The 15,809-nt window shown below is 62.5% G+C and carries 12 protein-coding genes; 1 reads left to right on the top strand and 11 read right to left on the bottom strand.

The features are described 5' to 3' along the window. Positions 1 to 8 precede the first annotated feature (8 nt). The 7 genes from CENROD_RS02535 to CENROD_RS14530 all read right to left on the bottom strand — a co-directional run bounded on the left by CENROD_RS02535 (position 9) and on the right by CENROD_RS14530 (position 9,232). Positions 9 to 839, bottom strand: a complete 831-nt coding sequence (locus tag CENROD_RS02535; protein WP_022771513.1) for a TatD family hydrolase — start codon at positions 837 to 839, stop codon at positions 9 to 11. 15 nt (positions 840 to 854) lie between these two features. After that, a complete protein-coding gene (locus CENROD_RS02530; RefSeq protein ID WP_022771512.1) occupies positions 855 to 1,574 on the bottom strand; it encodes an ABC transporter ATP-binding protein in 720 nt (239 codons plus the stop codon). Positions 1,575 to 1,578: 4 nt separating this feature from the next. Then, the gene (locus CENROD_RS02525) at positions 1,579 to 2,832 is read right to left on the bottom strand and encodes a lipoprotein-releasing ABC transporter permease subunit (RefSeq protein WP_022771511.1); all 1,254 of its coding nucleotides are present in this window, start codon (positions 2,830 to 2,832) and stop codon (positions 1,579 to 1,581) included. Positions 2,833 to 2,874: 42 nt separating this feature from the next. Then, positions 2,875 to 4,476, bottom strand: coding sequence for an AAA family ATPase (locus CENROD_RS02520; RefSeq protein WP_022771510.1), 1,602 nt, complete (start codon positions 4,474 to 4,476; stop codon positions 2,875 to 2,877). A gap of 2 nt (positions 4,477 to 4,478) precedes the next feature. Beyond that, positions 4,479 to 6,071 (bottom strand): AAA family ATPase, encoded by a 1,593-nt coding sequence (locus tag CENROD_RS02515; protein WP_022771509.1) that lies wholly within the window; start codon positions 6,069 to 6,071, stop codon positions 4,479 to 4,481. Between the two features lie 2 nt (positions 6,072 to 6,073). Continuing rightward, entirely contained in the window at positions 6,074 to 7,669 is a 1,596-nt protein-coding gene (locus CENROD_RS02510; RefSeq protein ID WP_022771508.1) for an AAA-like domain-containing protein, read from the bottom strand. Positions 7,670 to 7,855: 186 nt separating this feature from the next. Next, a complete protein-coding gene (locus CENROD_RS14530) occupies positions 7,856 to 9,232 on the bottom strand; it encodes an SDR family oxidoreductase (RefSeq protein WP_187292322.1) in 1,377 nt (458 codons plus the stop codon). Between CENROD_RS14530 and CENROD_RS02500 the strand changes: the two genes are divergently transcribed. Further along, positions 9,231 to 10,316: a class I SAM-dependent methyltransferase gene (locus CENROD_RS02500; protein ID WP_041193201.1), complete on the top strand. Its 1,086-nt coding sequence runs from the start codon at positions 9,231 to 9,233 to the stop codon at positions 10,314 to 10,316. The two genes, CENROD_RS14530 and CENROD_RS02500, sit on opposite strands and share 2 nt — an antisense overlap. 100 nt (positions 10,317 to 10,416) lie before the next feature. Here CENROD_RS02500 and CENROD_RS02495 read toward each other — a convergent pair whose 3' ends face one another. The 4 genes from CENROD_RS02495 to CENROD_RS02480 form a co-directional block, all read right to left on the bottom strand. Next, positions 10,417 to 11,943 carry an anthranilate synthase component I family protein gene (locus CENROD_RS02495; RefSeq protein WP_022771505.1) on the bottom strand — a complete coding sequence of 509 codons (1,527 nt, stop codon included), beginning with the start codon at positions 11,941 to 11,943 and terminating at the stop codon, positions 10,417 to 10,419. A gap of 185 nt (positions 11,944 to 12,128) precedes the next feature. Next, entirely contained in the window at positions 12,129 to 13,181 is a 1,053-nt protein-coding gene (locus CENROD_RS02490) for a CDP-6-deoxy-delta-3,4-glucoseen reductase (protein ID WP_022771504.1), read from the bottom strand. Between the two features lie 170 nt (positions 13,182 to 13,351). After that, positions 13,352 to 14,575 (bottom strand): glycoside hydrolase family 18 protein, encoded by a 1,224-nt coding sequence (locus CENROD_RS02485; RefSeq protein WP_151194569.1) that lies wholly within the window; start codon positions 14,573 to 14,575, stop codon positions 13,352 to 13,354. Between the two features lie 51 nt (positions 14,576 to 14,626). Next, on the bottom strand, positions 14,627 to 15,676 hold the full coding sequence (locus tag CENROD_RS02480) for a porin (protein WP_022771502.1): 1,050 nt from the start codon (positions 15,674 to 15,676) through the stop codon (positions 14,627 to 14,629). Positions 15,677 to 15,809 lie beyond the last annotated feature (133 nt).

The raw sequence follows: 15,809 nt of genomic DNA, 5'->3' as shown, positions 1-15,809 counted from the left end.
GCCCTTATTTATCGGACATCTACTGTGCGGCCCAACCGTGGCAAAGCCCACAGCGCATTGCGCGTAGTCACCTGCGCGATGTGCGCGACGCTATCCCCGCGCAATGCAGCCAGTGCCTGACCGATGCGGGGAAGTTCCGCGCTGCTGTATGGAGTGCCATCTGGAGCGCCATCGGAGTTGCTACAGGAAGCGCCACAGGAAGCACCAGGGGTGATCCACTGCGGGGGCATGTCGGGCGCGTCGGTTTCCAGAACGATATCGTCGAGCGCCAATTCCTGCGCCAGCCGCCGCAAACGCAATGCGCGGGTGTAGGTGAAAGCGCCGCCAAACCCTAGCTTCAGCCCAAGCCCCACCAGGGTTCGCGCCTGTTGCGCGCTCCCCGCAAACGCATGGGCCACGCCGCGCCAACCTTGGGGCGAACCCCGGCGCAAGGCAGCAGCCACATCATCCACCGCACGGCGGGAGTGCAGCACTACCGACAAATCATGCTGACGGGCCAACGCGAGTTGCCGTTGTAGAAAGCACTGCTGTCGTGCGTAGGCCGATGGGGTGATTTCGGCTGCGACGTACCGATCCAGGCCGATTTCCCCCACCGCAACCAGGGCGGGGTCGTTCACAGCGCGTTCCAGTTCCCGTTCCAGCTCGTCCAGGGCCTCGTCGGGGGAGCGGGATACATACAGCGGATGGATGCCCAACGTGTAGCTGGCGCCAGTGGCGTGCGCCATGGCGCGCACGGTCGCGAAGCTGGCTACATCCCATGCAGAAAGCACCCGGTGGATGCGTTCCCCTCGCGCGACGTCAGGGGGTTCCCCACCGTGGCAATGCACGTCGACCCACAAGGCCCGTACACCCGCTCAGCACTTTTGCAGGGCGCCCTGCACCAGATGCAGGCAGCGGTCGCAACGGGTGGCGAGGCTTTCGTCGTGCGTGGCAAGTACGAAGGCGGTTCCCTGCGTCCGCGCCAGTTCGAGCATCCGGCCAAAAACACCCAGGGCCGTGTTGCGGTCGAGATTGCCGGTGGGTTCGTCGGCCAACACGCAGACGGGTGACGTCACCAAGGCCCGTGCAATGGCAACGCGCTGGCGCTCCCCGCCGGACAACTCCCCCGGGCGATGGTGCAACCGCTGTTCCAACCCGACTTTGCCGAGCATTTCCTGCGCGGTGCGCGCAGCCTCTGCCCTATCGCGTCGGCCAATCCACAGCGGCAGCGCAACGTTGTCGATCGCATCCAGCTCGGGCAGCAGATGGTGAAACTGGTAGACGAAGCCCAGATGGCGGTTACGCCACCGCCCGCGTTCGGATTCGCCCATCTCCGCCAGATCCTGCCCTTGCACGAGCACCTTGCCCGCCGTCGGCGTATCCAGTCCCCCCAGCAGATGCAGCAAAGTGCTTTTGCCCGAACCCGAAGCACCGACGATAGCGAGCGTCTGGCCAACGTAGACGTCGAGATCAATCCCTTGCAGAACAAGCACGTCGAGCTTGCCGTCGTCGAAACGCCGTGCCAGCCCGCGTGCGGACAGCACGACTTCGGTGCTTTCGCTGATCGTGTCGTAGTTACTGTATGTACTAGCCATCGCGCTATTCATGCCGTAGCGCTTGTGCAGGATCGACCTGGCTGGCCCGCCAGCTTGGGTACAGGGTGGCGACGAAAGCGAGCGCCAGCGAAATCAGGGTGATAGGGACGATGTCGCCCGCCTGGGGGTCAGAGGGCATCTGGTGGATCAGATAAATCTCCTGCGGCAGGAAATGCGCGTCAAAAAGCCGTTCGATGGCCGGAACGATGACATCGATATTCCACGCCACCCCCAAGCCCAGTGCCAGCCCGCTCAGCGTTCCCAACACCCCGACCAGCGCGCCTTGCACGACAAAGATGCCCATCACGCTGGCCGGACTGGCGCCCAGCGTGCGCAGGATGGCGATTTCGGAGCGCTTGTCGTTGACGGTCATGACGAGGGAGCTGACGAGATTGAACGCCGCGACGGCGACGATCAGGGTCAGGATCAGGAACATCATCCGCTTTTCGACCTGCACTGCGATGAACCAGGTGCGGTTCTGGCGCGTCCAGTCGCTGATGCGCAGCGGGCCGGTGAGCGTCTGCTGCAACTGCTGCGCCACCACGTGCGCACGGTGCAGATCGTGGAGCCGCAGCCGCACCCCGCTGGGGCCGGCAATACGGAAGATGCGTGCGGCATCGTCGATATGCAGCAGCGCCAACGCAGAGTCGTATTCAAAGTGGCCGGAATCGAAGGTGCCGACGACAGTCATCTGCTTGATCCTTGGAACGACCCCCGCCGGGGTCATCTGCCCGCCGGGCGACACAAGCGTGACACGACCCCCTGCCTCGACCCCCAGGCGCCGCGCCAATTCGCTACCCAGCACCACGCCATATCCACCGGCTTGCAGCCCGTGCAAGGCGGTGCCCAGCCCGGCAGCCATGTCTGCCACTTGCGGTTCCCGCACGGGGTCGATGCCACGAACGATGGCGCCTTGGGTGCCGTCCGCCCGGACTAACAGCGCCTGCGCGGCGATGAACGGCGCTGCTGCGGCGACCTGCGGATGCGCCATGGCTTGGGCTATGGTGCTGCGAACATCCGGCAGCGCGGCACCGTCCGCCGAGAGCAGCTCGATATGCGCAACGACGGCAAGCATGCGGTCACGCACCTCCTTCTGAAAGCCGTTCATGACGCTGAGCACGATGATCAGCGCGGCGACACCCAGCGCAATCCCCAGCATCGACGCGCCGGAGATGAAGGAGAGGAAAGCGTCGTTCCCGGTGGTTCGGCTAGTGCGCGTGTAGCGCCAGCCCAAAACCCATTCAAAAGGAAGCTGCATGGCAGGAATTGTGGCACGGGGGGGGATATGCCGATGCGCCCCCTACATCCCCCATGCCATTACTGCCCTGCCCGCATGGTGATGTTCGCTGCGGTAGAGCTTTTGTTCCCAGGGCACGTGGGGGTTGCGGTCGAAGAGCAGCAGGTGCGCTTCGTCTGCGCCGCATTGGTCGCCATAGCGGGTGATTTGCGCCATGCCTTGCTCCAAGGTGTACTGGCGGGTGCTGTGCAGCACTTTGAGTTCGAGCACGACGCGCTGCAGTGGGCCGACAAAGCCTTGCGGGGTGAGCGGCCATTGCAAAAACAAGTCGGTGCGCCCCATCCCGAGGCCGTATTCGCGGGCGATGCGCCCTCCCCCATTGACGACGCGCTGCAAAAAGGCTTGCAGCAAAAGCTGGGGGCCTGCTTCCTTGTAGGAGTAGCGGTCGAGCCAGCTCTCGGAATGCTCGCGGAAGAACTGTTGGAAGGCGGTGAGCAGGGCCACCATATCGATGCGGCCGTCGGCGCGAACGTACCAGCGGGGTTCGGCGTGGCCTTGCAGGCTGTCTTGCAGCACAGAAGTAAGCGTGCGGGGCAGCACCTCGCGGTAGATGCGGTTGGCGACGACAAGCGCGCCGTCACGCCGCGCCAGCAAGCCCAGATCGATGCAGTATTGCCGGTTGTCGTCGCCCACGTCGGTGGGCAAGTCTTCCCCTTGCAGCACAGGCTCGATGACGCTGCGCACACGCGGTTCGCGCAGCTTGTCGGCGAGTTGGTCGAGATGGGTGTCGCAACGCAGAATCAACCGCTCGCGGGCCTGGCGCAAGTGTTCGAGCGTGACGGGGCAGGAACGGTCGCGCAACGCAGGCAGGCGAAAGCAGGCCTCGAAAGCCAGCGCATTGACTAGCCAAGGCTGGCCGCGTGTGTCTTCCCAGAGTTCTTCGAGTACGCCGTCGTCGAAGGTCTGGCCAGTTGTCTCGGTGTGCTGTGCCAGCAGCGCGGCCATCTGGGCCTGGGTGAAATCGCCAAGGCGGATCGACTCGCTCTTGATGTTGAAAGCGCTCCCGCCGGTAATGACCTCGCCATCGCTACGGTGAATGCGGTAGTCGCGCACATCGCGAACGCCGCAAAGCACCATGCTGTGGGGGAATGCCGTAGGCCGCTGTGCGTACCCGGCGCGAATCTGGCGCAGCAGGGACACCAAGGCATCGCCAACCAGGGCATCGGCTTCGTCGACGAATAGCACGAGCGGCACTGGCGATAGCCGTGCCCAGTGTTCCAGAACGCGGCGCAGGGCATCGCCGCGTTCCCCCGTGGTGGCTACGTCGCGCGTCCAGGCGCACAAGGCGGCGTCGTTCCAGTACACGTCCGCAGCGCTGGCAAAAGCGCCGAGCACAGTACCCATCGCTGCCCCGACATCATTGCGCGCAGCTTGCGCGGCTTCGATGTTGACGTAGAGCGCCCGGTAGCGCCCTGTCTCATTGAGCTGCTGCGCCAAATGGAGCAACAGCCCGGTCTTGCCCGTCTGGCGCGGCGCATGGAGCACAAAGTACCGCTGCGCGTCGATCAACCAGGACAACTCCGCCCAATCCACCCGCTCCAACGGCGGCAGGGTGTAGTGCAGTGCGGGTTGATTCGGGCCAGCAGTATTAAAAAAGCGTTCCATCTCTACATCCCCCATGCCATCACTGCCCTGCCCGCATGATGATGTTCGCTGCGGTAGAGCTTTTGTTCCCAGGGAATATGCGGGTTGCGGTCGAAGAGCAGCAGGTGCGCTTCGTCTGCGCCGCATTGGTCGCCATAGCGGGTGATTTGCGCCATGCCTTGCTCCAAGGTGTACTGGCGGGTGCTGTGCAGCACTTTGAGTTCGAGCACGACGCGCTGCAGTGGGCCGACAAAGCCTTGCGGGGTGAGCGGCCATTGCAAAAACAGGTCGGTGCGCCCCATCCCGAGGCCGTATTCGCGGGCGATGCGCCCTCCGCCATTGACGACGCGCTGCAAAAAGGCTTGCAGCAAAAGCTGGGGGCCTGCTTCCTTGTAGGCGTAGCGGTCCAGCCAGCTCTCGGAATGTTCGCGGAAGAACTGTTGGAAGGCGGTAAGCAGTGCCACCATATCGAGGCGACCGTTGGCACGAACGTACCAAGCCGTTTCCTGTGCCATTGTTTCCTGCGTGCTCCAGGTAAGCTGGCGCGGGATGATTTCGCGGTAAATCCGGTTGGCAATGGACAAAGGCCGCCCTGGGGCAAGCAGGCCAAGGTCTCGGCAATACTGAATATCGTCGTCGGGCAGATCGACGCTGCCGCTTTCGCTGGCAATGATTGGCTCGATGACGCTGCGCACACGCGGTTCGCGCAGCTTGTCGGCGAGTTGGTCGAGATGGGTATCGCAACGCAGAATCAACCGCTCGCGGGCTTGGCGCAGATGTTCGAGCGTGACAGGGCAGGAACGGTCGCGCAACGCAGGCAGTCGAAAGCAGGCCTCGAAAGCCAGCGCATTGACTAGCCAAGGCTGGCCGCGTGTGTCTTCCCAGAGTTCTTCGAGTACGCCGTCGTCGAAGGTCTGGCCGGTGGTCACGGTGTGCTGTGCCAGCAGCGCGGCCATCTGGGCCTGGGTGAAATCGCCAAGGCGGATCGACTCGCTCTTGATGTTGAAGGCGCTCCCGCCGGTAATGACCTCGCCATCGCTACGGTGAATGCGGTAGTCGCGCACATCGCGAACGCCGCAAAGCACCATGCTGTGGGGGAATGCTGTGGGCCGCTGTGCGTACCCTGCGCGAATCTGGCGCAGCAGGGACACCAAGGCATCGCCAACCAGGGCATCGACTTCGTCGACGAATAGCACGAGCGGCACTGGCGATAGCCGTGCCCAGTGTTCCAGAACGCGGCGCAGGGCATCGCCGCGTTCCCCCGTGGTGGCTACGTCGCGTGTCCAGGCGCACAAGGCGGCGTCGTTCCAGTACACGTCCGCAGCGCTGGCAAAAGCGCCCAGCACAGTACCCATCGCTGCCCCGACATCATTGCGCGCAGCTTGCGCGGCTTCGATGTTGACGTAGAGCGCCCGATAGCGCCCTGCCTCATTGAGCTGCTGCGCCAAATGGAGCAACAGCCCGGTCTTGCCCGTCTGGCGCGGCGCGTGCAGCACAAAGTACCGCTGCGCGTCGATCAACCAGGACAACTCTGCCCAATCCACCCGCTCCAACGGAGGCAAGGTGTAGTGCAGTGCGGGTTGATTCGGGCCAGCGGTGTTGAAAAAGCGTTCCATCCCTACATCCCCCACGCCATCACTGCTCTGCCCGCATGGTGATGTTCGCTACGGTAGAGCTTTTGTTCCCAGGGCACGTGCGGGTTGCGGTCAAAGAGCAGCAGATGCGCTTCGTCTGCGCCGCATTGGTCGCCATAGCGGACGATTTGCGCCATGCCTTGCTCCAGGGTGTACTGGCGGGTGCTGTGCAGCACTTTGAGTTCGAGCACGACGCGCTGTAGTGGGCCGACAAAGCCTTGCGGGGTGAGTGGCCATTGCAAAAACAGGTCGGTGCGCCCCATCCCGAGGCCGTATTCGCGGGCGATGCGCCCTCCCCCATTGACGACGCGCTGCAAAAAGGCTTGCAGCAAAAGCTGAGGGCCTGCTTCCTTGTAGGAGTAGCGGTCGAGCCAGCTCTCGGAATGTTCGCGGAAGAACTGTTGGAAGGCGGTGAGTAGGGCCACCATATCGAGGCGACCGTTGGCGCGAACGTACCAGCGGGGTTCGGCGTGGCCTTGCAGGCTGTCTTGCAGCACAGAAGTGAGCGTGCGGGGCAGCACCTCGCGGTAGATGCGGTTGGCGACGAGGAGCGCGCCGTCACGCCGCGCCAGCAAGCCCAGATCGATGCAGTATTGCCGGTTGTCGTCGCCCACGTCAGTAGGCAAGTCTTCCCCTTGCAGCACAGGCTCGATAACGCTGCGCACACGCGGTTCGCGCAGCTTGTCGGCGAGTTGGTCGAGGTGGGTATCGCAACGCAGAATCAACCGCTCGCGGGCCTGGCGCAAGTGTTCGAGCGTGACGGGGCAGGAACGGTCGCGCAATGCAGGCAAGCGGAAGCATGCCTCGAAAGCCAGCGCATTCACGAGCCAAGGCTGGCCGCGTGTGTCTTCCCAGAGTTCTGGGAGTACGCTGTCGTCGAAGGTCTGCCCAGTTGTCTCGGTGTGCTGTGCCAGCAGCGCGGCCATTTGGGCCTGGGTGAAATCGCCAAGGCGGATCGATTCGCTCTTGATATTGAAGGCGCTTCCGCCGGTAATGACCTCGCCATCGCTACGGTGAATGCGGTAGTCGCGCACATCGCGAACGCCGCACAGCACCATGCTGTGGGGGAATGCCATAGGCCGCTGTGCGTACCCGGCGCGAATCTGGCGCAGCAGGGACACCAAGGCATCGCCCACCAGGGCATCGACTTCGTCGATGAAGAGCACCAGGGGTTTGTCGCTCGCCAGGCTCCATCGCTGTAACAGGGTGGTCAAGCTGTCGGCGTTGGGGGATGTGGAATCGAAGGCTGCGCTGGCCCATTGCGGGCTGTGCCATTGCAGCGCCACGCTGCGCGCCAGGGTAGACAGGATCGTCCCCATCGCTGCCCCGACATCATTGCGCGCAGCTTGCGCGGCTTCGATGTTGACGTAGAGCGCCCGGTAGCGCCCTGTCTCATTGAGCTGCTGCGCCAAATGGAGCAACAGACCGGTCTTGCCCGTCTGGCGCGGCGCGTGAAGCACGAAATACCGCTGCGCGTCGATCAACCAGGACAGCTCTGCCCAATCCACCCGTTCCAACGGAGGCAAGGTGTAGTGCAGTGCGGGTTGATTCGGGCCAGCGGTGTTGAAAAAGCGTTCCATGGAATCATCATAGACCTGCAAACGCTGAACGGATAGATTCCTTTGTGGAAGCGCGTAGGCACTTGCAGGAGCGAGAAGCCGTGGTTCCCCTGCCACCCCGCGCAAACCATCGCGACCGTACCCACGCCGTGGCATCGCAGCGATGGCCATGCTGCCCCCTGCCCAAGGCGCTACGACAAAAGCTCCTCACGACCACCGTCCCACCTCCATCTGCAGCGCGACTTCGCAGTCGGCAAACACCGCCAGCTTGGTGATTTTGATGCGCACGCCCAGCACGCCCGGAATCTGCTGGAGCCGCTGGCAAAGCTTGCCCAGCAAGGTTTCGAGCAAATGCACGTGCCCACGGTGGCATTCTTCGAGCAAGATGGCGCGCACGCTGCGGTAGTCCAGCACGCAGGCAATATCGTCCTGTTCCGGCAACAGGGGGCACTGCCCCAGATAGAGCGCTGCATCGACCTGGATCGGCTGTGGCTGCACGCGCTCTGCATCAAGCACCCCGACTCGCGCTTCAAAACGCAACCCGGTCAAATACAACGTCTGCCCCCCCGTTTCTGCGGGATCCCTTGCACTGTCTGTGGTCTGCATTGCGAGGGAACAGGGAGCGAAACAGGGAGCGATGGGCGCAGACTGGCATGTGGATAGTGTGTCCAGGCTGACCATTCGGGAAAAATCTTGCGCAAGGGGGAGCAAATGCTGCCCGCCATCGACGAGCAGGGTCGTCCCGGTGATCGCAGGGTTGGCCAGCGCGAAAGAGACGGCTGCGGCCACGTCCTCCGGCATCGAAGAACGCCCTAAGGGCGAGAGCCGATGCAGCGCGGCAAAGCGCTCGGCATCAATCGTCGGGCCGGGCAATGTCAGCCCGGGCGCTACGCCCACCACGCGCAAACACGGTGCCAGCGCTTGTGCAAGCATGGTCGTCGCGGTTTCCATCGCCGCTTTGGACAGCGTATAGCTCAGGTAATCGGGGTTCAGGTTCCAGAGTTTCTGGTCGAGCAGTACCACCAGCACCGCCGTGTCTGCGCGCGCACTGGCATGGTCATGCAAGGCCTTGCCCAACAGGGTTGCCGCACCGGCATGGACGCGCATGTGCCGTTCCATCGCTGCGTACCCAAAACTGGCCACGTCGTCGAACTCGAAGACGGATGCGCTGTGGACGATGGCATCCAACCTCCCCAATGCCGCCACCACCCTCGGTACCAGTCCGCGCACCGCAGTCTCATCGCCAAAATCGGCATCGAACACCGCGCTGCGCCCCTCCCATGCCGCGCATTCGGCCTGCACTTCCAACGCCTCGGCGCACGAGCCACGGCAATGCACGCCCACGTTCCACCCTTCCCGCGCCAACATCAATGCAATGGCCCGCCCAATGCGGCGCGCTCCCCCCGTAACCAACACCGTGCGAACCGTTGCGCTGCCAGACAATGCCGCCCCCTTTGCTACCCGAACCCTACCGATGCAATCCAGTGTAGCCAGCACCCTTTCGGGCACTTTTTCCAGTCCTCTTTCTGGTTCTGCTTGCAGCCCTACAGCCCACCCTACTCCCAGCTCTACTTCCAACCCCATGGCCAATCCGCTGGCGCAGTACATCGCTGAAGCCCTGACTGAGACGGGCGGTTGGATGGGCTTTGATCGCTATATGGAGATGGCCCTGTACACCCCCGCGCTGGGCTACTACGCCCGCAATGCCGACATGCTCTCCGCCACAGGCCAAAGCGGGGATTTCGTTACTGCACCGGAACTCAGCCCCCTGCTGGGATGGGCGCTGGCGCGACAAGTGGCCCAGGCCCTGACAGCCACGGGCACGCGGGAAGTCTGGGAATTCGGCGCTGGCTCCGGTGCGCTGGCCGTGCAACTGCTGCGCACCCTAGACGAGCTGGGCACCACGGTAGTCCGCTACACCATCGTGGACCTCTCCCCTGCCCTGCGGCAACGCCAGCAGGCTACGCTGGCGGCCTACGCCGACCGTGTTCGCTGGGTCGATGCGCTACCGAACACGCTGCGCGGTGTCATCGTCGGCAACGAGGTGCTGGACGCCATGCCGGTTCGGCTCCTCGCACGCTGCAATGGGCAATGGCAGGAACGCGGCGTGGGGCTGGATGCCAACGGCGCAGGGTTCGCATGGGCAGACCGCCCCACCCTATTGCGCCCCCCGATCCCCATCGACGGAGGGCATGACTACCTCACCGAAGTCCACCCCCAAGCCCAGGCATGGGTGCGCACGGTGGGCGAACGGCTCGAAGCGGGAGCACTATTCCTGATCGACTATGGCTTTCCCCAGTCCGAGTACTACCACCCCCAGCGCAGCACCGGCACCGTTGCCTGCCATCGTGCGCAACGGGTCGATTTCGATCCCCTGCAAGACGTTGGCGACAAAGACCTTAGCGCCCACGTCGACTTCAGCGGCATCGCAGAAGCCGCGACGGACGTCGGCCTGGAACTGCTGGGCTACTGCTCCCAAGCGCACTTTCTGCTGAACTGTGGCGCCGCGCAATGGCTGGAACGTTGCGACCGCGCTGCGCGCATCCGCGCCCAAACGCTGCTGTGGGAACACGAAATGGGCGAGCTCTTCAAAGTCATCGGCTGTACCCAAGGCCCCGCATGGGAAGCCATGGGCTTTGCACAGGGGGATCGGACAGGGATGTTGTAGGGTATCGATGCGGGTTTCCGGCTGTCCCCACTGTGCCCATGTCACGGTACGGCAGATACCGCAACGTCCCGCAATGTGCTCTGCGTAGCTACAACTACCGCTACACCCAGCCGGATTCGACCATCTCCGCCGCGTGCAGCAAGGCACGGGCTTTGGCCTCGGTTTCGCGCCACTCCATTTCCGCAACGCTGTCCGCAACGATGCCTGCTGCGGCCTGGACGTAGAGGTTCGATCCTTTGACGATTCCGGTGCGGATGGCGATGGCCAGATCCATATCGCCGGAATAGCTCAGGTACCCGCAAGCGCCGCCGTAGATGCCGCGTTGGACCGGTTCGAGCTGGTCGATCAATTCCATCGCATGGACCTTGGGCGCGCCGGTCAGGGTACCGGCCGGGAACGTCGCACGCAATACGTCCATCTGGCTCATGCCAGGGCATAGCTCGCCTTCGACGTTGCTGACGATATGCATCACGTGGCTGTAGCGTTCGACGCAAAAGGCATCCGTCACGCGGACGCTGCCAATGCGTGCGATGCGCCCGATGTCGTTGCGGGCCAGGTCGATCAGCATGACGTGCTCGGCGCGTTCTTTGGGGTCGCGCACCAATTCTTCTTCCGCCGCTTTGTCGCGCTCGGGGGTGTCGCCCCGGGGGCGCGTGCCTGCCAGGGGGCGGATCGTGACTTTTTCCCGGGCTTCGTCACCTTGCCCCACGCGCTCCTGCCGAACCAGAATCTCCGGGCTGGAACCGACGACGTGGAAAGCCCCACCCCCATCCTGCCCGGGGTCGAAGTGGTAGTAGTACATGTACGGGCTGGGGTTGAGCGAACGCAGCGCACGGTACAGGCTCAATGGCGCATGGGCAAAAGGCTTGCGGATGCGCTGCCCCACCTGCACCTGCATGAAGTCGCCTTGCTCGATAAGCCGTTTGGCGCGTTCGACGGCAGCAAGGTAGTCTGCCTTGGCAAAGTCCCGTTGTGGGGGGGATGTAGGCCCCGGCGCAGGCTGCGGCACCTGCACTGGCGCTTGCAGGCTACGCCGCAACACTTCCAGCCGTTCGACGGCGCGGGCATAGGCGCCGGGTTCGTTGGGATCGACGTAAATGATGAGGTGGAGCCTGCCGCCGAGGTTGTCCACCACGGCAAGTTCTTCGCATTGCAGCAGCAGGATGTCCGGGCAGCCCAGATCGTCGGGCGGGCAGGTGGCCTGGAGCTTTTTTTCGATATGGCGAACCGTGTCGTAGCCAAAGTACCCCACCAGCCCTCCACAAAACCGGGGCATTCCCGGCGGCACTGCCACGCGCAGGTGCGACTGGTACGCGGCCAGAAAGTCAAGCGGGTTGCCAGTGTCAGTCTGCACGACGACGCCGTCCGTCAGCACCTCGGTGCGAGTCTGCGCCCCGAAACCACGAACCCGCAGCATGGTGCGCGCAGGCAGCCCGATGAAGCTGTACCGGCCAAAACGCTCCCCCCCAACCACGGATTCGAGCAGGAAACTGTTGGCCGCCCCGCCGGTGAGCTTGCAATAGAGCGAAAGCGGGGTATCCAAATCGCCAAAAGTGTGCAAGGACACGGGAACGCGCGCAAACCCCTGCGCACGCAAGCGCTCGAATTCTTCTTCCCCTGACGTCACGGCAAATTCCTCTTCTGCACTGTGCCAACAGCCCTGCTCATTGCATCCAAAACATTCCAAACATCCCAAACACCGCATGCATCGACAGCACCGCACAGGTTCGCGGCCAGTGTAGCAACGCCTTTTTTCGCAGTGCGACAGCGGTTATGCATGTCGTAGGGGTTCCCTATTCCCGCATTGCAAGTTCAGTTTTCCGTCTTTCGATCCACCTGCGACACGAAGGCATCGGCAAAAAACTCTTCTGCGGGCAACCCGCGCTGTGCATAACTTTGGCGTGCGGCATCAACGACGACCGGCGCGCCACAGGCATAGACCTGGTGCCCGCGCAGGTCGGCAAAGTCGTCCAGCACAGCCTGGTGGACGTATCCAGTGCGCCCTGTCCACCCATCTTCCGGCCGGGCATTGGACACAACAGGAACGTAGTGCAGCGTCGGCATCTCGGCTTGTTTGGCGCGAATCCACGCATCGCGGTAGAAGTCGCTGGGCCGGTATCCCCCCCAGTACAAGGCGATGTCCCGTCGGCTCCCCAAGTGTTGTAGCTGTTCGAGGAGGGCGCCGATGGGGGCCAAGCCGGTACCGCTGGCCAACAGGATGATGGGTTTGTCACTGTCCTGCTGCAAGCGGAACGTGCCATGGGGGCCTTCGATCCGCAACACATCGCCCACGCGCAGATTCTGGAAAACGTGGTTGCTGAAATGCCCAGCGGGAAAGTGGCGGATATGCCATTCCAACAACCCCGGCGCGATATGCGGCGCACGGGCCATCGAATAGCTGCGCCGTACAGCATTGGGCAACAGCACATCGACATACTGGCCAGCTTCGTAGTCGAGCTGGTCGCTGGCGGAAAGGCGAAGCTGGAGGATGGCGACGTCGTGGCTCACCTTCTCGAAACTGATGACTTGCACCGGAAATTTCCGGGAGATGCTCACGGTCGGCCCGTGTGTCACGCGGGATTGCAATACCACGTCGCTATCGACCACCGTGGCACAGCATGTCAGCACCATGCCTTGCGCTTCCTCTTCAGGACGGAGCACCCCAGGGGAATGCTCCAGGTGCAGCACCGTTCCAGCGGTTTTTTGCACCTTGCATACACCGCATACACCGCGCTGGCAACCGTAAGGCAACTGCACGTTCTGCCGCAACCCCGCTTGAAGGATCGTCTCTCCAGATTGCACGGTGAACACGGCATGAGAGGGTTCGACGGTGACGTGGCAGGTTGTCAAGGGAGAGGAGGGCATGGTGGTGTGCTCCGAAATACGATAGAAGAAGGATGTACGCAAAATTGTCCGAACCAGGCAACCCCACGCAGTCAGTACAAAGCCGTACGGCAAGTGGAGAGAACGATGCTGGGGCGGTTTGGCATTCCCAAGTCCTGAGTCCTCAGTCCTAAGAGGGGAAAAAACGTAGGCTATCTGGACCCATCGATACAAGGCTGCGCATCTGTGGCCGCATCCCTGGCCGATACGCTGCCAGACAGCAACCGGGCAAAGTCCATGTTGCCGATGGTGGGGAGGCCATGGCAGAGCGCAGAGGTGGGAGAAGCGGGGTCGGCGCAAGGAATATCCCGGTTAAGCGACCAATAGTGCAGTCCGCCCAGCCCTCTTTCCTGGGCGGCCTCCCGCAGCGCCACAGCGTCTTCCGGGGTGAAGACGTTGTGGGGCACATCATTGACCCCAATCATCGGAGTGACTTCGATGCGGGAGTATGGAATGCGGTAATGGCGGTGTACTTGCTCGACAGCGCGCATGGCAGAGGCCACCATGTCGCAATGTCCTTCGCGCACCACGCAACTTCCGGCGGATGGATCGCCGTAGTTCATGACCATCAGGTTGACGAACACGCGGGTCAAGCCTGCATCAGCCAGGGCTTGCAGCACGCTGCGACCGGTGTCGTTGACGCCGCCCGAATCCCCCTCCACTGCCGTGGCTGCGATGGTGAAGCTGAATCGCAGATGGGGATGGCGATCGACTGCACGACGTACCTCGCGAACCAAGCTACGCATCTCTGCCTCCGTCATGCCGGTTTCGATGTCGAAATCGAAACCCAGCAGGTGGCTGGACGCATAGCGCTGCACAAAGGTCTCCATACCCTGCGAGTCGTTGCAGTGGAAAGGCGCCCTGGCTCCACCGGTGGCGATGATGTACCCCAGGTTTGCGCGCTGTAAGGCGGCCAGATTTGCTTGCACTAAGCGCTGGGCATCGAAACCGCCCCACTGTTCCTTACCGCATTCCCCGGTGGCAAAGGCCAGGGTAACGCTGCGCAATGCGGGCAGAGTAGCGAGCGCGGCGGGGTCGATGGTTGCGGGGGAATGGATGCCGAAGGCCACGCCATCCCAGGGCAGCCCACGTTCGATGGCCAGCCCCACATCAATGTATGGGCTGAACTGGAAAGCCTGCGCGGTTTGCAGCACTGCCGTGCGTTGGGCCAAGTGTCTATGCAGCGCGCTCACTGCAAGGATCAGCGTCAAGAGAACAAACAGCCCCCCCAAACTCATGCGGGCTGCTTTGTTAGACGGGATGACGCGGCGCACGGCAGGCGAAAAAAAAGGCCGGTGAACGGCCAAAAACGATAGGGGAAAGGATAGGGGAAAAACGACAAAGTCCAACGCGACAAGGTCGAACAAAAGAGGCAAGGCACACCCAGCAGCGCGCCTTGCCTAACAACCCTGTACAGATTGTCGATTTCAGAATGCGTGGCGCACGCCCATCCCTGTAATGTGTGCAGAGACGCTGTCCGTGTTGTTGTCGTCCTTGGTCTTGTGCAATTGGTAGCCACCATAGACCATCGTCCGCTTGGACAACGTGTAGGCCGCTGCCACGCCGTAACCACGGCGGGATTGGTTGTTCGTCAGCGCAGCAGCGTTGTCGCTGGAACCGGCAATACCGCCAGAGACCACGAGATCGGAGGACATCGGGACATCAATGCCCAGTTCCCAGTCCTTCACCAGTGCGTTTTGGGACGGCAAATCCCATGCGCCACTGAAACCGAACCCCATGTTCTGGGTCCTGCCATACCCGAACAGTACCTTGGCAACTTCCAAGTCGTAGGTCGTGTTGAAGCGGAAGTACTTGACGGTCGTTGCGCCATCGCCCTGTCCCCTTTCCGCCTGGTATGCCATGCCCACGTACAGCGGGCCATCGGCGTACTGGGCACTGACCGAATTGACCGCGCTGGCCTTGCCGGTGTTCGGGTTGTCCTTGTCCTCACCGAGGCTCATGCTCAACGCAGCGCTGAAACCGCCAAGGTTGGGCGTTGCGTAGTACACGGTGTTGGCAGGGTTGGCCATGTAGCTGGTGCTGACCCAGACGTGCTCCTGCGGGGAGAAGATCGAATCGAAAGCAGCGTGACCATGGCCGCTGATATCGTCGAAAGGCGTAAACGTTTTGCCGATGCGCACTTCTCCGGTGCTGCTCGTAAACGCCAGATAGGCTTGCCGATTGAAGGCGTTGCCTTGTTCTGCGGCATTGTTGCTGGTGGCGCCAGAATCAATGCGGAAACTTTGTTCGAGCAGGAATTTGGCTTGCAACCCCGCGCCAAGCTCTTCTACCCCATAAAAACCAACTCGGCTATCGCTCACGCCGTCGCTATCGATCACGGTTTGCGAAGCATTGGGAGCCACTTGCGATTCGCGCCCAATCCATACATCCGCCACGCCGTACACGGTTACGGAAGACTCGGCATAGGATGCAGCCACTACACAAAGGGACGCTGCGGCAATCAGGGTTTTTTTCATCATGAACTCCGGGGAAAGAACAAACCGTAATAAGGCATATTGACGATCAACGGTAAGCATTGGCAGGGTTGATCGTGAGGCTCGTAAGAATCGAGAACAGGGTAATGCCCTCCAAGGCAAAGCCGAATAGCGC

Source organism: Candidatus Symbiobacter mobilis CR (genome assembly GCF_000477435.1).
GTDB lineage: Bacteria > Pseudomonadota > Gammaproteobacteria > Burkholderiales > Burkholderiaceae_C > Rhodoferax > Rhodoferax mobilis.
Note: the sequence above shows the minus strand (reverse complement) of the source record. Positions and strands in the feature narration are given on the sequence as shown.